37 protein-coding genes are annotated in these 21485 nt (G+C 51.0%); 29 read left to right on the top strand and 8 right to left on the bottom strand.

Going from position 1 to position 21485, the window contains the following annotated elements; all coding sequences use genetic code 11:
- The first annotated feature begins 49 nt into the window (after window positions 1-49).
- From FFI95_RS02930 to FFI95_RS02900, 7 genes are all read left to right on the top strand, one after another.
- The gene (locus FFI95_RS02930) at window positions 50-691 is read left to right on the top strand and encodes a hypothetical protein (RefSeq protein ID WP_144820886.1); all 642 of its coding nucleotides are present in this window, start codon (window positions 50-52) and stop codon (window positions 689-691) included.
- A gap of 120 nt (window positions 692-811) precedes the next feature.
- Window positions 812-1138, top strand: coding sequence for a hypothetical protein (locus FFI95_RS02925; protein ID WP_144820873.1), 327 nt, complete (start codon window positions 812-814; stop codon window positions 1136-1138).
- A 904-nt stretch (window positions 1139-2042) separates the two neighbouring features.
- Window positions 2043-2510 (top strand): nucleotidyltransferase, encoded by a 468-nt coding sequence (locus FFI95_RS02920; protein WP_186311954.1) that lies wholly within the window; start codon window positions 2043-2045, stop codon window positions 2508-2510.
- A 94-nt stretch (window positions 2511-2604) separates the two neighbouring features.
- Window positions 2605-2919: an HNH endonuclease gene (locus FFI95_RS02915; RefSeq protein WP_144820885.1), complete on the top strand. Its 315-nt coding sequence runs from the start codon at window positions 2605-2607 to the stop codon at window positions 2917-2919.
- Between the two features lie 107 nt (window positions 2920-3026).
- Window positions 3027-3734 (top strand): hypothetical protein, encoded by a 708-nt coding sequence (locus FFI95_RS02910; RefSeq protein ID WP_186311953.1) that lies wholly within the window; start codon window positions 3027-3029, stop codon window positions 3732-3734.
- A 26-nt stretch (window positions 3735-3760) separates the two neighbouring features.
- Complete coding sequence (locus FFI95_RS02905) at window positions 3761-4054, top strand: hypothetical protein (protein ID WP_144820884.1); 294 nt, start codon at window positions 3761-3763, stop codon at window positions 4052-4054.
- A gap of 122 nt (window positions 4055-4176) precedes the next feature.
- Window positions 4177-4692 (top strand): hypothetical protein, encoded by a 516-nt coding sequence (locus tag FFI95_RS02900; RefSeq protein ID WP_144820883.1) that lies wholly within the window; start codon window positions 4177-4179, stop codon window positions 4690-4692.
- A 503-nt stretch (window positions 4693-5195) separates the two neighbouring features.
- Here the strand turns inward: FFI95_RS02900 and FFI95_RS02895 are convergent.
- Together FFI95_RS02895 and FFI95_RS02890 are read right to left on the bottom strand one after the other, a co-directional pair.
- A complete protein-coding gene (locus FFI95_RS02895; protein ID WP_144820882.1) occupies window positions 5196-5492 on the bottom strand; it encodes a type II toxin-antitoxin system RelE/ParE family toxin in 297 nt (98 codons plus the stop codon).
- Window positions 5492-5731: a type II toxin-antitoxin system ParD family antitoxin gene (locus FFI95_RS02890; RefSeq protein ID WP_144820881.1), complete on the bottom strand. Its 240-nt coding sequence runs from the start codon at window positions 5729-5731 to the stop codon at window positions 5492-5494. Before FFI95_RS02890 ends, FFI95_RS02895 begins: the two co-directional genes overlap by 1 nt.
- A 105-nt stretch (window positions 5732-5836) precedes the next feature.
- On the opposite strand from FFI95_RS02890, the gene FFI95_RS02885 reads away from it, so the two are divergent.
- The 20 genes from FFI95_RS02885 (at window position 5837) to FFI95_RS02785 (ending at window position 17733) form a co-directional block, all read left to right on the top strand.
- Window positions 5837-6259, top strand: coding sequence for a hypothetical protein (locus FFI95_RS02885; RefSeq protein ID WP_144820880.1), 423 nt, complete (start codon window positions 5837-5839; stop codon window positions 6257-6259).
- Between the two features lie 181 nt (window positions 6260-6440).
- Window positions 6441-7193: a hypothetical protein gene (locus FFI95_RS02880; protein ID WP_144820878.1), complete on the top strand. Its 753-nt coding sequence runs from the start codon at window positions 6441-6443 to the stop codon at window positions 7191-7193.
- Window positions 7194-7321: 128 nt separating this feature from the next.
- Window positions 7322-7909, top strand: a complete 588-nt coding sequence (locus tag FFI95_RS02875; protein ID WP_222120372.1) for a hypothetical protein — start codon at window positions 7322-7324, stop codon at window positions 7907-7909.
- Window positions 7910-8008: 99 nt separating this feature from the next.
- Window positions 8009-8314, top strand: a complete 306-nt coding sequence (locus FFI95_RS02870; protein ID WP_222120371.1) for a chorismate mutase — start codon at window positions 8009-8011, stop codon at window positions 8312-8314.
- Window positions 8315-8419: 105 nt separating this feature from the next.
- Window positions 8420-8977, top strand: coding sequence for a GNAT family N-acetyltransferase (locus tag FFI95_RS02865; protein WP_144820876.1), 558 nt, complete (start codon window positions 8420-8422; stop codon window positions 8975-8977).
- A 102-nt stretch (window positions 8978-9079) separates the two neighbouring features.
- A complete protein-coding gene (locus FFI95_RS02860) occupies window positions 9080-9448 on the top strand; it encodes a VOC family protein (RefSeq protein ID WP_144820874.1) in 369 nt (122 codons plus the stop codon).
- 95 nt (window positions 9449-9543) lie between these two features.
- Complete coding sequence (locus tag FFI95_RS02855; RefSeq protein WP_144820873.1) at window positions 9544-9870, top strand: hypothetical protein; 327 nt, start codon at window positions 9544-9546, stop codon at window positions 9868-9870.
- 98 nt (window positions 9871-9968) lie between these two features.
- Window positions 9969-10370: a GFA family protein gene (locus tag FFI95_RS02850; RefSeq protein WP_144820872.1), complete on the top strand. Its 402-nt coding sequence runs from the start codon at window positions 9969-9971 to the stop codon at window positions 10368-10370.
- A gap of 565 nt (window positions 10371-10935) precedes the next feature.
- Complete coding sequence (tnpA, locus tag FFI95_RS02845) at window positions 10936-11313, top strand: IS66-like element accessory protein TnpA (RefSeq protein WP_100640768.1); 378 nt, start codon at window positions 10936-10938, stop codon at window positions 11311-11313.
- Window positions 11310-11645: an IS66 family insertion sequence element accessory protein TnpB gene (gene tnpB / locus FFI95_RS02840; protein ID WP_100640765.1), complete on the top strand. Its 336-nt coding sequence runs from the start codon at window positions 11310-11312 to the stop codon at window positions 11643-11645. The genes tnpA and tnpB overlap by 4 nt, the downstream gene beginning before the upstream one ends.
- A gap of 75 nt (window positions 11646-11720) precedes the next feature.
- Window positions 11721-13265, top strand: a complete 1545-nt coding sequence (gene tnpC, locus FFI95_RS02835; protein WP_100640763.1) for an IS66 family transposase — start codon at window positions 11721-11723, stop codon at window positions 13263-13265.
- A gap of 564 nt (window positions 13266-13829) precedes the next feature.
- A complete protein-coding gene (locus tag FFI95_RS02830) occupies window positions 13830-14108 on the top strand; it encodes a type II toxin-antitoxin system RelE/ParE family toxin (RefSeq protein WP_144820871.1) in 279 nt (92 codons plus the stop codon).
- On the top strand, window positions 14108-14401 hold the full coding sequence (locus tag FFI95_RS02825) for a HigA family addiction module antitoxin (RefSeq protein WP_068436756.1): 294 nt from the start codon (window positions 14108-14110) through the stop codon (window positions 14399-14401). The genes FFI95_RS02830 and FFI95_RS02825 overlap by 1 nt, the downstream gene beginning before the upstream one ends.
- 80 nt (window positions 14402-14481) lie before the next feature.
- A complete protein-coding gene (locus FFI95_RS02820) occupies window positions 14482-15027 on the top strand; it encodes a hypothetical protein (protein ID WP_144820870.1) in 546 nt (181 codons plus the stop codon).
- 507 nt (window positions 15028-15534) lie between these two features.
- Window positions 15535-15807 carry a CopG family ribbon-helix-helix protein gene (locus tag FFI95_RS02810; RefSeq protein ID WP_144820869.1) on the top strand — a complete coding sequence of 91 codons (273 nt, stop codon included), beginning with the start codon at window positions 15535-15537 and terminating at the stop codon, window positions 15805-15807.
- Window positions 15804-16088: a type II toxin-antitoxin system RelE/ParE family toxin gene (locus FFI95_RS02805; protein ID WP_144820868.1), complete on the top strand. Its 285-nt coding sequence runs from the start codon at window positions 15804-15806 to the stop codon at window positions 16086-16088. Before FFI95_RS02810 ends, FFI95_RS02805 begins: the two co-directional genes overlap by 4 nt.
- A gap of 106 nt (window positions 16089-16194) precedes the next feature.
- Window positions 16195-16437, top strand: a complete 243-nt coding sequence (locus FFI95_RS02800) for a hypothetical protein (RefSeq protein ID WP_144820867.1) — start codon at window positions 16195-16197, stop codon at window positions 16435-16437.
- A gap of 141 nt (window positions 16438-16578) precedes the next feature.
- Window positions 16579-16860 carry a type II toxin-antitoxin system RelE/ParE family toxin gene (locus tag FFI95_RS02795; RefSeq protein ID WP_144820866.1) on the top strand — a complete coding sequence of 94 codons (282 nt, stop codon included), beginning with the start codon at window positions 16579-16581 and terminating at the stop codon, window positions 16858-16860.
- Between the two features lie 14 nt (window positions 16861-16874).
- A complete protein-coding gene (locus FFI95_RS02790) occupies window positions 16875-17189 on the top strand; it encodes a HigA family addiction module antitoxin (RefSeq protein WP_144820865.1) in 315 nt (104 codons plus the stop codon).
- Window positions 17190-17277: 88 nt separating this feature from the next.
- Window positions 17278-17733: a hypothetical protein gene (locus FFI95_RS02785; RefSeq protein ID WP_144820864.1), complete on the top strand. Its 456-nt coding sequence runs from the start codon at window positions 17278-17280 to the stop codon at window positions 17731-17733.
- A gap of 130 nt (window positions 17734-17863) precedes the next feature.
- Here FFI95_RS02785 and FFI95_RS02780 read toward each other — a convergent pair whose 3' ends face one another.
- The 6 genes from FFI95_RS02780 to FFI95_RS02755 all read right to left on the bottom strand — a co-directional run bounded on the left by FFI95_RS02780 (window position 17864) and on the right by FFI95_RS02755 (window position 20490).
- A complete protein-coding gene (locus FFI95_RS02780) occupies window positions 17864-18112 on the bottom strand; it encodes a glycosyltransferase family protein (protein WP_144820863.1) in 249 nt (82 codons plus the stop codon).
- A 5-nt stretch (window positions 18113-18117) separates the two neighbouring features.
- Window positions 18118-18354 carry an addiction module protein gene (locus FFI95_RS02775; RefSeq protein WP_144820862.1) on the bottom strand — a complete coding sequence of 79 codons (237 nt, stop codon included), beginning with the start codon at window positions 18352-18354 and terminating at the stop codon, window positions 18118-18120.
- Between the two features lie 122 nt (window positions 18355-18476).
- Window positions 18477-18794: a CcdB family protein gene (locus FFI95_RS02770; protein ID WP_144820861.1), complete on the bottom strand. Its 318-nt coding sequence runs from the start codon at window positions 18792-18794 to the stop codon at window positions 18477-18479.
- A complete protein-coding gene (locus FFI95_RS02765; RefSeq protein ID WP_144820860.1) occupies window positions 18794-19039 on the bottom strand; it encodes a type II toxin-antitoxin system CcdA family antitoxin in 246 nt (81 codons plus the stop codon). The genes FFI95_RS02770 and FFI95_RS02765 overlap by 1 nt, the downstream gene beginning before the upstream one ends.
- Before the next feature lie 112 nt (window positions 19040-19151).
- Window positions 19152-19736, bottom strand: a complete 585-nt coding sequence (locus FFI95_RS02760) for a 2-hydroxychromene-2-carboxylate isomerase (protein WP_144820859.1) — start codon at window positions 19734-19736, stop codon at window positions 19152-19154.
- A 13-nt stretch (window positions 19737-19749) separates the two neighbouring features.
- Window positions 19750-20490, bottom strand: a complete 741-nt coding sequence (locus tag FFI95_RS02755; RefSeq protein WP_144820858.1) for an SDR family oxidoreductase — start codon at window positions 20488-20490, stop codon at window positions 19750-19752.
- A 138-nt stretch (window positions 20491-20628) separates the two neighbouring features.
- On the opposite strand from FFI95_RS02755, the gene FFI95_RS02750 reads away from it, so the two are divergent.
- Both FFI95_RS02750 and FFI95_RS02745 read left to right on the top strand, forming a co-directional pair.
- Entirely contained in the window at window positions 20629-20925 is a 297-nt protein-coding gene (locus tag FFI95_RS02750) for a cupin domain-containing protein (RefSeq protein WP_144820857.1), read from the top strand.
- Between the two features lie 126 nt (window positions 20926-21051).
- The gene (locus tag FFI95_RS02745) at window positions 21052-21456 is read left to right on the top strand and encodes a hypothetical protein (protein WP_144820856.1); all 405 of its coding nucleotides are present in this window, start codon (window positions 21052-21054) and stop codon (window positions 21454-21456) included.
- Window positions 21457-21485: the final 29 nt, after the last annotated feature.

The raw sequence follows: 21485 nt of genomic DNA, 5'->3' as shown, positions 1-21485 counted from the left end.
CCATTCCGTGGGCGCGCATGCTGCAAACGTTATGTTGAGGAGAGTTAGCTTGGAAAGCGATTGCTATAAAACGGTTGAAGATATGCTGACACTTCTCGAGGGTGATAGCGTGGATATCATGGATAACGAGATTGAGGAGCGGATAGAGTTTCCAATCCCTGTAAGCTCTAAAGAGTATTTGGAGTTTTCAGAGAAGGATTTGCTAGGTAAAGAAAAGCGTAACCTTGTGAATGCGTTATCAAACGCGAAGAGGGCTCTCGATTGCCGTATCGAAGAGATTCTGTATTGCATTGGAATGCGAGCGGTTTCCAAGAAAAAGAAATGGAATATTCCCTCTAAGCTAGGGTATCTGGAAGGGTTGGGAGTTATTACTCCAAGGATTTTAAGCAAGCTAAACAAAGAGCGAAACCTAATAGAGCACGAGTTTCACTTTCCAGAAAAAAATTCGGTTGAAGACTTTGTTGATGTCGTTTCTTTATTTATAGAAAGCACTAAAGTATTTATCGCAAATACGCCAAATGATGGGTGTGTAGTCCCGGAAATCGGTTTCGACGTTAATGGATTTGAATTCAAAATAGATAGGGAAGCTCCAGAAATTATTGTTAATGATAAAACTCTCGTGCCGAATGACGCTCATTATGAACGCTTTGCCGCAGGTTATGCGAAAATCATACTAAATAGATACACATAACCAGTGCATTAAATTCGTTCCGGGCCGATGGCCCTCCACCGGACGGCTTTTTCTCCGCTTCGCTGCGCAAAAGCCGCCGTTTATGCAAGCGTTAACCACTTTGGCAACTTGGAGAGCTGTGTGTTGTGGAAGTTTGATCCGGTCATTAGAGAGTCAGGCCACTACCGTCGGAGTTTATCGGTAATTAATGGCTTGCTCTGCTTCGTGTTCGTAATTGCCGGCGTGGTGGCTTTTTATTTTGACAATATGACACTTCCCGGGCGCTTGGAGCTTGCAGAGTTTTCGGGCAAGTGGGCCCACGGTGTAGGCGTGGCTTGTTTCTTCATTGCTGCTTATTGGGTTTATCAGTCGGTAAAAGAGTATCGAGTCTCCTTGCTCACATTTTTGGTGCCGTTCATCACTGCAGCGTTGGTGTCGGCAACTTTGCTAGCCATCAAGTATGGTTAACAAGTGCAGGCACGGCGACGCCTACTACATTGCGCCTTCGGCTCCATTCCGCAGGCGCGCATGCTGCAAGCGTTAATGGCAAAGGCTTCGGTCCTTTTGGGTGGCTGTGTGCCAGTGGCCTTGGTGCCGGGCTTGGCAGCCAAACCCGCTTAATCTGGTGAGCACCAAGGCCGTCAGAGTCCGCGTCGGAGTTGGTTGCTTCAATCAGCAACGGTGTTGGTAGTGAGTTCGGCATTCGTCGTTTTGGGCCGTCCGCCGAAATTTTAGTGAGGATCTGGTACCTTTGAGTTCAGGTCCATCCACCGCATGCTTGGCGGTGGTTTCAAACAAACGGTATCGGCGCCAGCCGGTGCGAGGTAACGGAGTAGGCCGTCATGGTCAGTGCCAGGGAGCAGGCAGCGTCAAAACCCGCCACTAACCAGCCGGTCAACCGGACGCCAAAAGCGTACCGCTTTTGGTTCCCTCCGCTGGCGCTCCGGCGCCGGTTACCTTCGCGTTATAAGCCAAGGCTTTGGTAGTTTTTTGGTGGCTGGGCGCAGGGCCTTGGCGGCAAATTGGGTGGTCATTTCTGTTTATAGGTCATGGCCAAGGCCAGCAAAACCGTCGTCTAATTTGGTAGCTGGCATCGAATTTTTACGGGTTATCGGCCGCGTGCCCTGGTTGTGGGGCTGTTCGCCGAAAGTTCCGGGTAAGGGGGATAGATTAGTGCTTTGTATCGGTGTCTGACCGTGAACTGGTGCGTGGCTTCTTTGGAGTTCGCATGCGAGCCGAGAAGTAGGGCTGGAACTAGCGGGTGAACCGGCTTCTAACCAGTGCATCAAATTCGTTCCCGGCCTGACGGCCGTCCACCGGACGCCCTAGTCGGGCGCCGTTTATGCAGGCGTTATGCGCAAAAGGAGGAGGCGTGCATCATTTGGCAGCCCAATGGATTGTGGGGTTACTCAGAAATAGGAATATCCCTTTTCTGATCTGTGGGGGACTCGCTGCTAAGGGATATGGCTCTGAGCGTGACCTGAATGACCTCGACCTTTTCGTCCCTGGCAAACACTTTTCGTCAGTGGTTCAGGATGGTCAGGAATTTGTATCCAAGGCAGCCGCTCACCGTCAGGAGGAAGGTTGGGACCTAACCTACGTCCAGTTCACGTATGAAGGCATTAAAGTGGAGGTAGGTAGCGCTGACGGTCCGCGAATCTTTGATGCGGGCAGCGAGACGTGGGTTCCGCTCAACATAGATTTCTCTCGCTATAAAACAGTCAATTTGCTGGGCTTAGAGCTTCCCCTTATGCTGAAAGAGGATCTAGTCCGGTATAAATCTGCACTCTCACGGCCGGTGGATATCGAGGATATCCGTGCCATCCGAGAGAGCGCATAACCAAGCCATGCACCGGATGCCAAAACCTCTGCTTCGCGCCGGTTTTGCCACCGGTGATGGCTGGCGTTAAGCGGTAAAAAGGTAAGTTCGAGCAATGGCAAATAACTGGAATATTCCGGACGGTCTGGAGAAAGAGATCCGAGCGCGAGATACGGAATGCGTTTATTGTCGCAATGAGTTTACCTCCGTGAAAGTTTCAAGAAAGTCAGCGGCAAGCTGGGAGCACATCATCAACGATGCCAGCATCATAACCAGAGAAAATATCGCCCTTTGCTGTTGCGGCTGCAATGCGAGCAAAGGACAAAAGCAGCTATCCGTATGGCTGCAAACTAGATATTGTCAGGACCGAGGCATCACACCGGAAACTGTGGCTCCGGTTATAAAACAAGCTATCGAACGTGGCCTGTAGTTCAGCGCTTAACCAGTGCAGGCACGGCGACGCCTACTACATTGCGCCTTCGGCTTCATTTCGTAGGCGCGCATGCTGCAAGCGTTAGCTGTACTAGGAGAATCAGATTGAATTGCTACTTTCAAGGATGTTCACAAAAAGGTGTAACAAAGGAGCATATCCCACCAAAAGCCTTTTTCCCTAAGGATGAGAAAGATCAGCTATTAACAGTAAAATCATGTGTCGCTCACAACAACGCCAAGTCAAAAGATGATCTTTATGTTCTCGCGCAAATCTGCATGAATGCCTCTCCGAGCAATAGAGCTCGGGAAATATTCTTAAAAAAAGTAAAGCCCCAACTAGAATTTAATAATGGAGCATTAAGAAAAAAACTGGCTGCTGGATCGGTTCAACTACCTGATGGAGCTGTCAAGTATCCAGTTGATACAGATAGATTAAATGAGTTTTTTGATGCCCTATCTTGTGGGCTTGTTTTTAAGTCTTGTGGTTCTGCATTGCCAGACAATTATTCAATAAAACATATGTATTGCAGTTTAATTAGCGATCAAGACCCGATGATGAATCAAATTGAAACCGAGATTGAGGCATTCTACTCCGGAAAACCAATGGACTTTATGGAATTCGGCAAGCCAAACACTAACAATGAAAGGATCTACACAGTAGAGGTTTTTGGCATACCAAACTTCGGTTCAAGTATTACTCTAGTGCATGTTTTCTTTGGCAAATTTAAAGTAATCTCAATGCTTACCAATGTCGTGCAAAATACAGCTAACAAGTCAAAGCACTCGGACGCCGTGAACGGCGCCGGTGTTTGAGGCGTTAAAAGGTAAGGATAGACCCCATGGGTGAGTTGTTAGTTGTAGTGCTGGATGCCTTAGTCGGCGGCGTGGTTTTGTGGCTTGCCGCAAAGATTACCCTTGTCGACTTAGCATTGAGTGAGACTGTCATTGCGGCGGGTGGGGCCGCTGCCGTTGCTTTGGTGCCTACGATTGGCTGGTTATTGTCGCTTGTCGTGCTTTTTGTTCTGCTCAAAAAATTCAGCAGAGCAAATATCTGGCCGGATATAATTCTGATGGTTATCGTTAGCAGGTTGGTATCGTTCGTTGCTCTCATGGCCTTGGGTGGCCTGCGATAGCTTTTAACAAGTCGCTGTAGTACGCGGCCGATGGCCGCCGGACGCCCTTTTCATTGCGGCTACGCCTCCATTACAAGGTCGCCGCTAAGCTCATTCGTTATGTTCTTTGATGGGTCGCTCCTATGCCTGAGATACCTGAAATTGATAATTGCTGCGACAAAGAGCCGTTCGCATTTTTCGGGCTGACGGCCTATTACGCTCAGGTTGTTGAAGAGGCAGCTTTGAATCTAGCAGTGGTGCTTCGACTGCCGGAAGTGAACCTTGTGTCACAGGAACTATATTTGGACCTGTATGATTCTCTCGGTCGAAGAACCTTTGGGCGGCTTCTCAAGGTGGCCAAATCAGAACTGAGTTTGTCAGAAGAAGATGCCGATTTTCTGAGTAAAACATTGGAACTCAGGAATATGCTTGTTCATCGTTATTTTCGGGAGCGAGCAGAGGACTTTATTTCCGAGGTGGGTCGTCAAGAGATGAAAAAGGAGCTCCAATCCATACTCTCGGAGTTCAAGAAGGCGGATGAGATTTTAACCAGGTTGTATCTGCCTCTCTGGGAGAAATATGGGGTAAACGAAGAGTTTGTGCAGAACGAGTTTGCGCAAATGTTGGAAGCTGCGGAGCGTCTTGATAGACGAACATAACCAGTGCAGGCACGGCGACACCCACTACATTGCGCCTTCGGCTCCATTCCGTGGGCGCGCATGCTGCAAGCGTTAGCTGGTAGTGCTTTGGTCTTTTTTGGCGGTTGGGTGCTATTGGCCTTGGCCGGAAGCTGGCAGTAAAGCCGGCGGCGTTTCAGTTTAGCCAAGGCCCGAAAGTCTGGCGTCTTGCTGGTAGCGCAATCAGCCACCGGTACTGGTTTAGGAATTGGAGCTTGCCGCGTGGGGCTGTCCGCCGAGAGTGTGTTCCTTGCTTACCTGCTATTCTGGCGTTCTGGTTCATTCGCTGCATCGTTGGCGGTGATTTTATGCACAGAGCATCAGCGGAATTTGGTGCTAGGGCTGCGGTGTGGGCTACGATGTTGGTTGCCAGAGATCGGGCTTTATTGATGCCCCCAGCTAACCAGTCGCTGTAGTGCGTTCCCGGCCCGAGGGCCGTCCACCGGACGCCCTTGTCAGGGCGCCGCTAAGCTCGGCGTTATGCCCTAAATCAGATGCACATCAGGTAGCATGCGTTTGTGCAGGATGCGGATAATTTCAACAACATCGTCGGTGGCTAGCCGATAAAAGATGATGTGGCTTCCCTGAGGGTACTGCCGGTAGCCTGGGCTTATCTCATTGCAGGCTTGCCCCAGGTTTGGATTTTCACCGAGAAGGTGGAAGCATTGATCGAACTGAAGAATATAGTGGTTTCGTTGATCTCGGCCCCATTCACGCTCCGTGTATAGGGCAATAGATTTGAGGTCAGCTTTGGCCTTCCTGGAAAGCTTGAAATTTGGCATCAGCGCCCTTCGTTGTCGAGTTCACGAATAAACGAGTCATAGGAGTAGTCTTCGAAACCACTTTCCTCGCCTTCCTTAAGCAGTTTGCGGAGCGTAGTCAGGCGAGTCTCAGATTCTTCGAGCAGGCGCAATCCTGCCCGAACAACTTCGCTGGTTGAGCTGTATCGGCCATTTTTGAGCTGCTCTGCAATGAACGCATCAAAATGTTGGCCTAAAGTGATGCTGGTGTTCTTTTGCACGATGCCACCTCGCTAGTACCAATAATTGGTACATTTTGATCTAGGTGGCATAACAATGCAATCCACGCGACAAGCGCGTGATTGCGGGCGTTAGGCAGTAAAACTATGGCAGACGAGAATGAGCAGTTTAACGCACATCAGGCCGACCTTCGGGGTCGTGCAGATTCATTGGTGCGAGCAATTTTCGTACTGGCCGGCGGTTCGCTGGCCGTCTCCATCGGCTTCTTCAGTGGCTCTTCACGTGCACTGCTATCTGAGGATCTCATTCCTATTCTGCAAGCATCTTGGTGGGGTCTCTTTATATCCATCCTGAGCCTAGCCTCATCCCTCGTTGCGATCATTGGCAGGGATTACGCCTTTGGAGAAAGGTGGCGGAAAAATATAGAAGGGAATCGGCACGATGCTCCAAATGGCCCAGGCTGGTGTGAATCGTTAATTTGGACTCTTGCGGCTATCGGTTTTGGTTGTTTTATTCTCGGTATGGTTGGGCTAGCGTATGTCGCATCTGCCACGGTGTCGAATGCCTAACCAGTGCAGGCACGGCGACGCCTACTACATTGCGCCTTCGGCTCCATTCCGAAGGCGCGCATGCTGCAAGCGTTAGGGCGTGGTTGTTCTGGTGTCCAGCGGATACAGTAAGAGTGGATTACAGCTACTGATGTAATACAATATGATAGATTACCCCTTTGTCATAAGGAGGAAATGCAGCATGGATATCATCACTGGACTTATTAACAGCTCAGCCCAAAGCGCATCACAATCAGATACCTCCGTTGCTAATTCCAAGGATAGAACGAATTCAGAGAATGCAACTAGCTCCGGCTCTCGGATCAGCAATACTACTAATTCAGCCGTGAAGATTAGCGCCCGTGGTCATTCTATAAGCCTATTGATGCAAGGCGCGAACGAGTTTTTACGCCAAGAACTTGGGCCCAGTTACCTTCCCATAGCAAGAGGCCAAGCGTTGCTTGACCAAGCCGTTAGCATGGTCACAGCCAATGCCGAAATTGATATAGATGGCCAAGCGTTGAGAAATGCCTTGCAGCAAGAACACAACATTCGTGAAACGATACCAAGACCTAACCCTTCATCTGATAGTGGAAATGTCTTTGATTTTTTATCGGAAAGCGACAGAGAAGCGTTGGAAGCTGCGTATGATTATGCTGTAGAGAACAACCTCGATGCTGATGATGTTGAACTGGCAGCCGGGTTACTTGCCAGTGACCGACGACGCCAAGCCGCTATTGCTTCAGGTACAATCTATTTAGTGCATGAGCCAAGTGAGAATGCAGGCAAGTTTATTCCCCAATCATCAGCTAACTTACCCAATACAGACACTAGCAATCCGCGCCAGTCACTGATTGATCGAGTGACATCCGGCGACCTATTCAGTAAAAATCCGTTTCTCAACCAGGCGTTATTCATCGAAGCGGCGTTTCGCACCCTGCAATTAAAGAATTAAAGGGGGCTGGTTGAAATTATTTTTCCAGGCAAAGAATCAACACACGATCAATCGCCTAACGATGGCATTCAGCCGCGCGCGCGAATAGCGCGCCGGCTGATGCTGGCGTTAGAGTTTAAGAAAGGCTGGTGATGACTATAACGAGAAAAAATTATTCGTTAGATCATATAATTTTAGGTTTGGTTACAGCGGTATCCAGTATTGGATTAATTTTTTCGTCGTTTTCACATGATTTTGTGGTTGATCCTGTAGTGTCTGAGTGGTCGGTATATATATCGTTAGGCCTAATTTTGTTTTTGTGCGCTATTTATTGGATTTTATATGTAAAGGGAGTTTTTTGTTCATTCAGAGAATCCAGTCTCTTCGCCAAGGGGTTAAAAGGGTTTGCGTTACTTCTCGGATTACCTGTATTCCTTTTTTGGTTATTTTGGGTGAATTCGGCGTTTTTCGTTCCAAAGTTGTTTACAGAAATTTTTGGTGAAGATGCTACTTTGATTGCTGAAGTAAAAAAGCAATCGAGAGCTAGTCGGCGAGGGTGGGGTTGTCGGCATCGATTAGAGTTTGAGGCGTTTAGCCGCCGTTTGTTTTTTTACTGTATTTCTGAGCAGACGTATAATTTTCTTCCTGATCGGAGAATAGAAGTTGAGCTTCTGGTTACGCAATCTGAGCTTGGATATGTAGTTGAACATCTAACGTACAGTAAAGGTCAACTCTAACAAATGCAGGCACGGCGACGCCCATTACATTGCGCCTTCGGCTCCATTTCACAGGCGCGCATGCTGCAAGCGTTATGGTCGTTAACTAAGGAGAATATTTTGAACACGCAAGTGGTTTGTACATCTATAGATGAAGTGCGCGCAAATGTTGATTCGATCGATAGGGAAATTGTTAGGCTACTTGCCAAGCGTGGTGGTTTCGTTAAACAGGCTGCGCGCTTTAAAAAGACCACTGATGACGTGAAAGCGCCTCAGCGAGTTGAGCAAGTTATTACTAAAGTCAGAACGCTTGCGGCAGAGGTTGGTGGCAATCCCGAAGTCACAGAATCGGTCTATCGGGCCATGATTTCAGCATTCATTTCTGCCGAGTTGCAGGAACATGCTGACCTTGCCAGTAGCCGCTAAATACCATAACAAACCGCAGCAGTACGCGGCCTACGGCCGCCGGACGCCCCTGTCGGGCCGCCGCTGTGCTCAGCGTTAGGCTTCAGAACTAAGGCACATCCTGCCATGGCAGAGTTGATAGGATTTGAAACCGACCGGTTGCGTCTGCGGCAATGGCAAGAAAGCGATTTCGAGCCGTTCGCGGCTTTGAACGCCGACCCACAGGTTATGGAGTATTTTCCTGAACCGCTGAGTTGCCAAGCAAGTGACGAGATGGCAAAGAAAATTCGTTCACTCATTATGGAGCGCGGTTGGGGATTCTGGGCAGTCGAGGCCAAGGGTGCTGAGCCGTTTATTGGTTTTTGTGGGCTACACGTACCCACTGCAACGCTGCCTTTTTCTCCGTGTGTCGAGATTGGTTGGCGGTTATCGTTAGCTCATTGGGGTAAAGGCTATGCATCAGAGGCTGCTCGTGGTGCACTGCATGTTGCGTTTCAACATTTAGAGCTTCCTGAGATTGTCTCTTTTACCACGGTTGGCAATCAGCGCTCGCGTCGAGTCATGGAGCGAATAGGGATGAAGTACAGTGGCGAGTTTGAGCACCCCAGCTTGCCCAAAGGAAGCCTGTTGCGGCCTCATGTGCTTTACCGGTTACGACGAGAACAGTGGGACGCAAAAGCCTAACCAATGCAGGCACGGCGACGCCCACTGCATTGCGCCTTCGGCTCCATTTCGTGGGCGCGCATGCTGCAAGCGTTACGTGTCTCCCAAGTTAAGGATCTGTTCATGGATTTAGAGTTTGAGCCAGGCAAAAACATTGCGATGAAAATTCCTGCGCACGAGTACGAAAATACCGTCCGTTTCTACCGAGAGGTCTTGCGATTCAAAGAAATCACCGGAAACGGTGCAGGCGATACCCCGAGGTTTGAGTTTGGCGACAAAGTGCTTTGGCTCGACTGCATGCCAGGTTTGAGTCAGTCTGAAATTTGGTTAGAAGTCGTTGCTAGTGATATTGGTAAAGCCTCTGAATACCTTAAAGAGCAAGGCTGTCACCGTAGGGACGAGATCGAGCCGCTACCGAATGGGTTTAAGGCGTTCTGGATATCTAGCCCATCGAATATCATCCACCTGGTTTCATCCAGCGATGACACGTAACAAAGCCATTAAATTCGCTCCCTGCGGTCGCCGGACGCTCGTTCCTCGCGCCGTTTATGGCGGGCGTTAACCACTTTGGCAACTTGGAGAGCTGTGTGTTGTGGAAGTTTGATCCGGTCATTAGAGAGTCAGGCCACTACCGTCGGAGTTTATCGGTAATTAATGGCTTGCTCTGCTTCGTGTTCGTAATTGCCGGCGTGGTGGCTTTTTATTTTGACAATATGACACTTCCCGGGCGCTTGGAGCTTGCAGAGTTTTCGGGCAAGTGGGCCCACGGTGTAGGCGTGGCTTGTTTCTTCATTGCTGCTTATTGGGTTTATCAGTCGGTAAAAGAGTATCGAGTCTCCTTGCTCACATTTTTGGTGCCGTTCATCACTGCAGCGTTGGTGTCGGCAACTTTGCTAGCCATCAAGTATGGTTAACAAGTGCAGGCACGGCGACGCCTACTACATTGCGCCTTCGGCTCCATTCCGCAGGCGCGCATGCTGCAAGCGTTAAATGTACAGAAGGAGATCCCCTCATGGGGCTGAAGGGAAGCTGTTTGTGTGGTGAGATAAGTTACGAAATAGACTCTGTGGATATGCCCATTGTGCATTGCCACTGCCAAACTTGTCGTAAATCCCACGCTGCTCCTTTTGCCTCTACGGCTGGCGTAAAGCGCGAGAATTTCCGATGGCTCAAGGGTGCAAGTTCCATTTCAACGTTCGAGTCCTCGCCGGGGAAGTTGCGTCATTTCTGCAAATGCTGTGGGTCTCATTTGGTGGCAGAGAGGCGGGCGCAGGCACATGTAATTGTTCGGGTAGCTACTTTGGACGTTGACCCTGAATTGAGGCCAGAGGCTCATATTTGGGTTTCACATGACGCACCATGGCTTGAGTACGAAGGTGTGCGCAAGCACAGAGAATGGCGTGACGACATTTAACCAGTGCAGGCACGGCGACGCCCACTACATTGCGCCTTCGGCTCCATTTCGTGGGCGCGCATGCTGCAAGCGTTTAAATTGATATGGAAATCGAGTACGCATATAGCTTTTCGGAAAATGTTTTTTACGTAGGCTTAGGAATGTTGCGCTTTTATTTTTGGCTCATTCCCTTCGCATTCGTCTACAGCTACCACAAGCGTAGAGGGTCTCTACTGAAGCTTTTCTGGGCTCTGTGTGCAGCCTCGGCGCTTTTATACTGGGAATATAACTCGCTTAACAGTAAGTTTGGGACTATCGCATACGGCGAGAGCGGGGTAACTCTGGAGCAGAAGAGTGGGCAGTTAGTCTCACTGACTCCAGAACAAATAGAACGTTTCTGGTCCATATCCATAGGCCGGAGTGGCGGCTGGTCCTGCTATCTATTGGTAAAAGCAAAAGATCGTGACTATGAGAGTTTCATTGTTCGTAAACGGCAGCACTTCTGTAAGCGGCCGGTAATCCCATCTTGAGCCAAGCGCTGCCGCCGTCAGGATAGTGTCCACTTATTTTATAGTGGACACTTAACATGAACGAATTAAGCGTAACCAAGCCCTACCAAAAACGTCGCCGGTTTTCCCGGGAATTCAAAGCCGAGATTGTTGCCCAGTGCCAAGAGCCTGGCGCATCCGTCTCTCGAATCTCTCTGGATAATGGCCTCAACGCCAACATGGTTCGGCGCTGGATCAGTGAGGCGCACCGAGCGGATAAAGTACCCTCGAAAACATCGGGGTTCGTGCCGGTCAACTTGCCACCAGCATCTTCTGCATCTGGCAACCAATCAGCTTTGAATAAGCGTAGCACCATCCGCATCGAGATTCCCCGCGCCGGTGGCGCGGTGGTGGTTGAGTGGCCGGTGGAGCAGGCCCATCAGTGTGCAGTGTTACTGCGGGACCTGCTGGGATGATCCGCATCGATGAGATCTGGCTGGCCACTGAGCCGCTGGATATGCGGGCGGGGCCGGACAAGGCGCTGGCGCGAGTCATCCAGGTGTTTGGTTCGGCCAGACCCCATTGCGCCTACCTGTTTGCCAACAAACGGGGCAACCGGATGAAAGTGCTAATCCACGATGGCCTCGGTATCTGGCTCTGTGCCCGCCGGCTGAACCGGGGCAAGTTCCACTGGGGCGAAACCTGGCGCGGTGACCAGCTGCGACTGACTGAAGAACAGTTATCCGCTTTGGTTCAGGGCCTGCCCTGGCAGCGCATTGGCGCGGAAGGGGTCATCTCCATCCTGTAACCACAAGTGCCATGGTGCCGCTATAGCCAGAACCGCGAATCGCTTGCCGCACAGGGACTTGGCATACTGGGCGACATGACTCAGCGCCCCGATCTCGACCAACTCTCTGCCGAACAGCTCCGTGCTCTTGCCACGGAACTGTTCGATCGAGTCGAGAACAAAGAGCGCGCTCTGGTGCACCGTGATGCGGTCATCGAGAAGCTGACTCACGAAGTAGCCATCCTCAAACGTCACAAGTACGCCCGTCGCAGTGAGCAACTGGACGCAGTCCAGGGAAAACTGCTGGACGAGCTGATCGACAGCGACCTGGCGGCCATCGAAGCCGAGCTTGAACAGGTGATGACCGAGGAGCAGAAAGCTGCCCGGCCAAAGCAAAAGCCCAAGCGCACCCCGCTACCACCGGAACTGCCCCGCACCCTGATCCACCACGAACCTGACAATACCCAATGCCAGTGTGGCTGCCAGCTCAAGCGTATTGGTGAGGACATCAGCGAGAAGCTCGACTACGTACCAGGCGAGTTCACGGTGGAGCGCCATATCCGGGGCAAATGGGCCTGCGACAAATGCGAAACCCTGATCCAGGCACCGGTACCACCGCAGGTGATCGATAAGGGCATTCCCACTGCCGGCCTGCTGGCTCAAGTGCTGGTGGCCAAATACGCGGATCATCTACCACTGTACCGTCAGGAACGCATCTTCGGTCGCGCTGGCCTCGAAATCCCACGTTCCACGCTCACCGAATGGGTCGGTGCTTGCGGTGTGCAGTTGCAGCCCTTGGCGGATGCGTTGAGAAATACCTTACTGGAACACGGCGTTCTGCACGCCGATGAAACCCCGGTCAGCATGCTGGCCCCGGGCAAGAAGAAAACCCACAAGGCCTATGTCTGGGCCTACTGCACCACACCGTTCTCGGACCTGAAAGCCACTGTTTATGACTTCGCCCCCAGCCGTGCAGGCGAACACGCCCGCACCTTCCTGGGTGACTGGCAGGGCAAGCTGGTCTGTGACGATTATGCCGGCTACAAAGCCGGGTTCGGCAACGGCATCACCGAAATCGGATGCATGGCCCACGCCCGGCGCAAGTTCTATGACCTGCACGAAGCCAACAAGAGCGAACTGGCTGCGAAAGCACTGGAATACATCGGCGGACTCTACGAGATCGAGCGGGAAAGCAAAGACCTGCCGCCGGACAAACGGCAGGAAATCCGGGAAGTCAAAGCCAGGCCCATTGCTGATGCGCTACATCAGTGGATGCTGGTCCACCGACAGAAAGTGCCGGATGGCTCCGGCACAGCCAAAGCCCTGGATTACAGCCTCAAACGGTGGGCAGCGCTGACGCGCTACCTAGACGATGGTGCTGTGCCCATCGACAACAACTGGGTGGAAAACCAGATCCGACCCTGGGCGCTGGGGCGCAGCAACTGGCTGTTCGCGGGCTCACTACGGAGCGGTCAGCGTGCTGCTGCGGTCATGACTCTGATCCAGTCAGCCAAGCTGAACGGGCATGATCCCTATGCCTACCTCAAAGATGTGCTGACCCGCCTGCCGACACAGAAGAACAACGCTATCGACGAGTTATTGCCCCATAACTGGAAGCCAGCTATACCTGACAAGGTGTGATCACCGGCCGCTTACGCACTTCTGTGAGGATGATGCGAAATTGCTTAATGCATACTACGGCAAGAGATAAATTTAACAAGTCGCTGTAGTACGCGGCCGATGTCCGCCGGACGCCCTTTACATTGCGGCTTCGCCTTCATTCCAAGGTCGCCGCTAAGCTCAGCGTTATATGCCTGGCTTCATCGCTGTTGGGTTTGGTGTTTGACCGCGTTTTAGCAGTTGTTTTCGGGCAAAACACAGCCGCCAGTAATGCATCGGTTTTGGTGGGCAACTCGGTGTTCAGGTTACGGGGCAATTCGCCGAAAATTCCAAACGCGCCGGGTAGTCTGGTAGTTTGTATCGGTGCCGGATCGCGAGCAGGTGCGGGGCTTCTTTGGAGTTCGCATGCGAGCCGAGCATTAGGGCTGGAACCAACGGGTGAGCCGGCTTCTAACCAGTAGTTGTAGTACGTTCCGGGCCGACGGCCCTACACCGGACGCCTACTATGCTGCGCTCCGTAGCCGCCGCTAAACAACAGCGTTAAGCTCTATTGTTGCGTGATGCGCAACATGCTAGCATTCCCTCATGATTAAATCATTCCGTCACAAAGGACTGAAGCGGTTTTATTCGACCGGCCACACGTCTGGCATACAACCCGACCATGCCACGAAGCTGCGTATGCAGCTGGCTGCTCTGGATACGGCGACTTCAGTGGAAGACATGGATATCCCTGGTTTTCGGCTTCATTCATTGAAGGGTAAAGACAAAGGCCGGTGGTCGATTAGGGTTAACGGAAATTGGCGCATGACGTTCGAATTCCAGGACGGCAACGCCTACATTCTTGATTATGAGGATTATCACTAATGACTATGCATAATCCGCCGCATCCTGGTGAATTCATTCGCGAGGTGTACCTGGAGCCTTTCGGTATCAGCTCTCGTCAGCTTGCTTCCAGTCTGGGCGTTTCACCTTCTACTTTGTCTCGGCTGCTCAAAGGGGATAGTGGCATTAGCCCTGAAATGTCTTTGCGGCTGTCCAAGGTTCTCGGGCGTACTCCTGAGAGCTGGTTGGCGATGCAGGACATGTACGATCTTTGGGTGGCCCGCAATACGGTCAATCTGGATGGCATTCATCCCTTGGACTTCGAAGCAGCTTAACCAGTGGCTGTTGTCGGACGCGCCTACGCTGGCGCTCCGGCACGCCGCAAAGCCAAGGCGTTAGGCAATCGAGGATTCGGATGGAGAACACCTTCGCGAAAGTTCTGATGTGTCAGGATAAAAAGGAATTGAAGCAGCTATGCAAGTCGCTGACTGTCGAGAGCAGCGATTTCGTAGACGTGATAATTGCCTGCAAAGCTGGAGCGCTCCACCTGAATCACACGATGAGCTTTTTCGACTACGTTCCAGAGCACTTAGAAACGCGAGAGAGTGACTTTGACATTCTGGATGCCAGCAGTGAGGTTCAGGCATCGCCAGAAGGCCAGAAAGCATTTCGCCGTTTGTTCAAAACACATGGCGAGCGGAAGTATAAAGTGGCCCACATGTTTTTTTCTCGAGAGACTCAGCATCCTTTGAGTGAATGGCACATGGTGTTTTTTGAAATGGACGAGCTTTACGACAAAGGCAACCATTGGTGCGGCGGCTCTCACATACATATCACAAACTACCTCTGGCCCAACCTTTACTGCCAAGACCTCTGGAATGCGTTTTTATCGAAGCGAGAGTTTCCGGCTTCCAAGCTCCATTTGGCCTTCAACGATGAGAATAGACGTGGGCATGCCTAACCAGTGCAGGCACGGCGACGCCCACTACATTGCGCCTTCGGCTCCATTCCGTGGGCGCGCATGCTGCAAGCGTTATACACAAGGAATATTCATAGATCATGGCAAGGAATCGCGGCCAAGATGGGCCAATTGAAATAAGGTTGATCAGCCTTTTGCATCGCTGTTTTTCTCTGTCCCAACGGCAGCATGCGTTTGGCTCTGGGCCAATTTGGAGTTGGCCGTTTACTGGGATGGCTTTCTTAGCAGTCGTTACCTCATTTTCTGTGTTTTGGGTTTTGCTGTGTTGGCGTTGCTGCTCCCGCGACTTTTCCCGTCTATTCTCGGGGGTGTCTGGCGCGGTGTAGCCAAGGTTTGGCATTGGTGGGGGTGGTAGCCTTATGTATAACCAATCGTTCAAGTTCGCCAACTGCGCTGCGTCGTCGCCCATTACCACTAGCGTTAAATTTTTGCCGCAACCTCATCGACTATGCTGTAATACGTTGTAGTCGTAAATTCGAGGGTATAGTCATGAGTGTCACCACAGTTCGCCTCCGCGCAGAAGTTGAACAGCACCTGGAAGCAATCGCCGGCAGGCTGCACCGGAGCAAAGGTTGGGTAATCAACCAGGCATTGTCGGAATACATAGAAAAGCAGCAGCTTGAGCAAGAGCGGTGGAAACAAACGTTAGAGGCAATGGAGTCTGCCGCCCAAGGCAAGGTTGTTGATGCCAGCGAGGTTCATAGCTGGCTTAATAGTTGGGGAGCCGAGAGCGAGCAGGATGCACCGAGGTCAGGTAAGTGAAACTGGTTTACACGGATGAAGCCATCGAAGATCTGAAACGTTTGAGGGAGTTCATTGAAGTCCACAATTCATCGGCGGCAGCCAAGATTGCCGCCGAGTTGGTTGGCAAAATCGGACTGCTCCCAGACTTCCCCAAAATGGGCACACCCGTTGAAATGGCACCGGTGCCAGACTCTGTTCGAGATATGGTTTTCGGAAAATACGTCGTTCGATACTCACTTCATGCCAGTGCCATCATCATTCTCCGGGTATGGCATGGCCTTGAAGGTGAACGATCGTAATTTAACCAGGCGCGGCACTCGGATGCCTTTGTCTCCGCTTCGCTACGCCAAAGTCACCGGTGCGCTCAGCGTCATGTGTACAAAGACTCTATCCCGGAGATAGTGAATGGAAGATGATTTTGAGATCGAGATGAGTCCCCTTTGCCAGGAACTGACGGTTGATGGGAAAACGGTCAAAGTGGATATCTACCGTGGTGACACCGGTGGCTGGATTCTCGAAGTGGTGGATGAGTTCAATAACTCCACTGTATGGGATGACGAGTTCGATACAGATGCTGCAGCTCTGGACGAGGCTAAAGCGACCATAAGGGATGAAGGCATCGACTCCCTAATTGGCATCGAATCGTGAATCCAGTTGAATCAACCACATAACAAGGCGGTCAACCGGACTTTTCCACTGACGCTCCAAAACCGGCCGATTACGCTGAGCGTTATGCAGTCACTCCAAGTCACGTTGAAACGCGTCACGTGACATGTTACGCTTCGATGCATGATCAAATCCTTCGCTGACAAACGAACTCAAAAACTGTACTCCAAAGGCAAGTCAAAGAAGTTTCCTGCGGATGTCGCATCGAGAGCTGCCAGAAAACTTGAATATGTGAATCTGGCCGTACAGCTGGAGGACTTGAAAGTGCCGCCTGGCAATCGCCTCCACCCGTTGTCGGGAAATAGGCAGGGGCAGCACGCAATTTCAATAAATGATCAGTGGCGCATCTGTTTTCGTTTTGAAGATGGTGATGCGTATGAGGTCGAAGTGTGTGACTACCACTGAGTGAGGTGATGACTATGGCTATTCCTAATACTGTCGGCATGCAGCGCAAGCCGACTCACCCCGGTGAAATGCTGCGAGAAGATTTCCTGCCGGACTATGACCTGACTGTTAAGGGGTTGGCTGAATCTCTGGGTGTCTCTCGCCAGTCAGTGAATGAATTACTACGTGAGCGCCGTGCTGTCAGTCCGGAAATGGCGCTTCGACTTGCCCGCTTGTTTGGCAACTCTCCAGAGTTCTGGCTGAATGCGCAGCGATCTGTTGATCTTTGGACGGCGGCTCAGTCGGTTAAGGACGAAGTAGACCGGATTAAGCCGCTAGATGCTGCATAACGAGGCCATCACCGGTGCCAAAACCTCTGCTTCGCGCCGGTTTTGGCACCGGTGATGGCCTCGTTATATATCCAGGGATGGTTTTAAGGTGAAAATTTATAGTGTTCTACCCATAATTTTTTTTGCAGGCTGTTCTGCGACGTTTAGCAACCAAGAAATAGAGGCAGAATGCTTCCCCGCCTTCAATCAAAACGTTAAGGGTTTTTTTAAAGAGTTGCATGAAAATCGAGCATATATATGGTCTATAGGGGGCGCCAATGATGACAGTGCCGATACTCCTTTCTTGGTTGAAAATGGCATCAATGGATTTTTATTGCCGGAGAAAATAACTAGCCCAATGAAGATTGTTGAAGAAGAGGAAAAGTTATACATTACAGGGCGTGTTTACAAAAAGAGGCCAAGTTGGGGGGAGTACTATCTTGGTGGCGGTAGAAAGCACATAAAAATTGAAGTTTCTGCCAAAGGAAGCAGTTACTTGGTTTTTCAAAGTGACATCCCTGAATACATAAAAAATGAATTACCAAATCGCTGTACGTTCAAATAAAGTGAATATATAACAAGGTGGTCAACGGGACGCCAACTGCGCTGCGTCGTCGCTCATTACCACTGGCGTTATGGCGTAATCCGTTTTCGCCAGTAGCCCGGTTTTCTTGAGTGGTGGGCAAAAGCAACGACTATGAAAGTTTGGTTTCTTTGGATGTTACGAGCGAGAAAGGGAATCCATGAAGAATGAGCTGTTTTGCCCCGGATTCTGCCGCTTTATGCGGGACTGGAACCAATGGGGGATTTGGTTCCACAAGCAGCTTTAATGCTTGTTCAAACGCATTGATCAGGCGCTCTCCAAGCCCTACTTCTTCCTGCTCATACCACGAAGAGGCTTCTTCCAATTCTGTTGCAGCTTCCCTGCTAACTCTTACTTTCAAAATTATCAGCCCCTGATACGATCTCTGGCGCGGGACAGGACTTCCTTTGCGTCAAGAAGCTCTGCTTCTCCCGAATCAATCTGCTGAATTCTTCGGCGAATTTCACGGTCCCACGCTTCGGCAACACCTTCATCTGCAGGGCCATCCAGGCTTGCCACCAGATCTTTGGCTAAAGCGGCGCGCTCCTGTTCGGAGAGCATCATGGCAGCATTTCTGAGGGCTTCGAGCTCGATCGCTGTCATTTTACATCCCGTGGAGATAGACATAGCTAAATGATGCAGTATGTTTCACCCCATAACAAGTCGCGCCACGCGGATGGCCTTTTCTCCGCGCTGCTCCAAAAAGGCCACCGGCGCGCGCAGCGTTAAATGCCAGTGATTGCAAAATCCAGAGCTCCAACAATCTGGTCTCTGAAATGCGATAGGGAACCAATTGGATTCTTCAGCTGTTTTTCAGGCACTGAAGAAATTTGAGGTGTCAGCAACAGCAGTTCCTGATCCGCAAAGGTTATTTCTGGTGTTAGCCCTTGCATGGCTTGGCCGCCGAATGCCGAACGCTTGCCCAGCGGAATGACGATACGAGTTGCGAGATCGGTCAGAAGAGGGCTTTGAACATCCACTAGGTACGGGTAATGCGTCTTACTGATTTTGCTCGGGTTTGGATAAACGTCGAACTGAGCCATCAAAACTCCCGAAATTCGTCCCCGAAACAGCCGTGCTGTTCGACGAACTCGTTGTAGCTTTTGATTGCTGTCCGGTTTTCCTCTACCCACTGGTCAGCCTTGTGCTTTGCTAATTCTTCTTTCAGTGCTCGCTCAAGGGTCGCAGACAGGTTAATGTTCAGAGCGCGTGTCTTTTCCAGCAAGTCGCTGTTAACCGACAAGTTTGCGGCTTTTTTTGGGGCGGCTGTGTTGTATAGATCGGCCATTTTAGCCTCCAGTTGCAGTAACACACTTAGCAATAGATTATGCGCATGACTATGCGCATGCAAGTGCGTTGCTCTTCTGCTTCAGTTTTAAACTCGGGTACCTTCATTCCTGTTAACGCAACGCTTTTTCTACCCAGTCGAGCCGATCCTGTCCAAAGAACATTTCGTTTGCAACGAAACACGTGGGCGCGCCAAAAACGCCCCGGGAAACCGCTTCCTCGGTTGTTTGTTTGAGCTGTTCCTTTACCGCTGGCTTATTACTGAGTGCCAGCACTTCAGATGGATCAAACCCCGCATTAGTCAGCACCTCTGAGACAACGTCCGGGTCATTCAGGTTCTTCTTGTCCACCCAAATAGCAGTGAATATGGCGTTCAGGTATTCCTGAAAGCGAGGGCTTTCAAGGTAGCCCGTGGCTCCCCGCATGAGTTGCAGGGTGTTTATCGGAAAGTATGGGTTGCTTTCGAACGGGACGCCGTATTGTTTGGCAAAGCGTGCAAGGTCGACTCTCGTATAGTGTCCTTTTGCCGGTATGGTGCCCGGAGACTGGTTGCCCGTTGCCTTGAATACACCACCCAGTAGCATGGGTTTCCAGTTGATGCCGGCATCGTTCCGGTCAGCCAGTGCGGGCAATTGCGTCCAGGCAAGATAGCTGGCGGGGCTGCCGACGTCGAAGTAGACTTCTATCGTGTTGCTCATGGTTTTATCCTTGTTAGAAAGTTTCCATCCAGGGTCGTAAGTCCAGTTCGTGAGTCCACGAGTCCCGGGGCTGGCAGTGTATTTGCCAGTATTGCTCAGCGATGTGTTCAGGGTTCAGGATGCCATCCTGGCCTTTTTGCGCATACTTGTCCGGGAAATTTTCGCGAATGAAATCGGTATCAATCGCACCATCAATAATGGGGTGAGCCACGTGTATGCCTTTGGGCCCCAGCTCTCGTGCCATACTCTGGGCCAGGGCACGCAGCGCAAATTTGGCACCTGCAAATGCGCTGAAGCCGCTGCTTCCGCGAAGTGATGCGGTGGCACCGGTGAAAATAATGGTGCCTTTGTTTCGGGGTACCATAACCCTGGCAGCCTCCCGGCCGGTAAGGAACCCGGCCAGTGCGGCCATTTCCCAGACTTTCCTATAGACTCGTTCGGTGGTCTCGGTGATTGAAAAGTGGACGTTGGCGCCGATGTTAAAGACCACGACCTCGACTTCTCCAATCTGCTCCTCTACGTGCCTGAACAGTTCGATCATGGCGTTTTCATCACGAGCATCGCAACCAAATCCGTGAGCCTGTCCGCCTTCCGCCGTAATGGTTTTTGTTAGTGGAATCAGAGCTTCCTGGTGCCGGCGGGTAACGACGGCGGTGTAACCTCCCCGGGCAAATCGTCGGGCAATGGCCCCGCCGGTTGCATCACCAGCGCCGATAACGACTGCTACAGGTGGCGCGTTTTGCGGTTCTTTCATATGCTTTCTCCTGAGTTTTTTATTGTAGCTTCAGGTTGTTGTCCAATTGAGTAGAATCAATCCAACGGTGATCTTCCCACAAATGGGCTTTCACCTCATAAATTGATGCGCATACGGGGCGTACACAAGGAGTCTCTCATGGAACAATCAGGGCAATATAAAGTTACGCCGCTGCAAAAAGGCTCTCTGTTTGTAACCAAGCGGATGGAAGCCACTTCGGGAACGTCTATGCCAAGGCACAAATCATCCATCGAGTCTGTGCTCGTGGTAACGGACGGTCAATGCCTCATCAGGTTCGATAACGAGGATCATGCGGTGGCGCAGGGGGAAAGCTTTGTCGTTCCTGCCCAGCTGTGGCACCAGGTTGTTGCAGATCCGGATTTCAAGGCGGTTCACATTATGCCGAAGGAGATTCGGTTCGAATTCTCCAAATGACGGCGTGAGTTCAACGAAAATGCGCAACTCGGCGAGGAGCAACTGGCACAGCTGGATGCTCCGCCGCGTTGCCGCTCCGCGCCAGTGAGCGTTTTTGGTATGTGTGGGGCGGCTCGGAGGCATACAATGAAAAACAATCTGAATAGATCTCTCCTTATAACAACATTAATTTTGTCTGGTTGCTCCGCAACTGAAACCGGCCAAGGCTTGCAAACCAAACCGATCCAAACGGAACCTGAGACCACAGAACATGTAACTAAGGAGACTGAGATTCAGGAGCTAAAGAGTCGAATCTTGGATCTGGAAGAAAAATTATCTTCAGTAGGTGAGCCTGCCACACCCAATGAAGGATGGAAGAGAGTAAAAAATTGGAGAAGGCTGGAAGTGGGTATGGACTATGATTCGGTGGAGAAAATACTTGGGCCGGCTCATAGAATTGACGGTGGCATAGTTGCAAATTGGTACTATAAAAATGGCGGGCGGGTTAACTTCTACGAAGGCCGGATTCATAGATGGGAAGAGCCAAACTAGCACGTATATTAAGCCAGCTAAGTTTGCAC

The sequence above is a fragment of the Marinobacter piscis genome, assembly GCF_007671655.1.
Classification (GTDB): domain Bacteria; phylum Pseudomonadota; class Gammaproteobacteria; order Pseudomonadales; family Oleiphilaceae; genus Marinobacter; species Marinobacter piscensis.
This window is presented reverse-complemented; position numbering and strand designations above follow the sequence as displayed.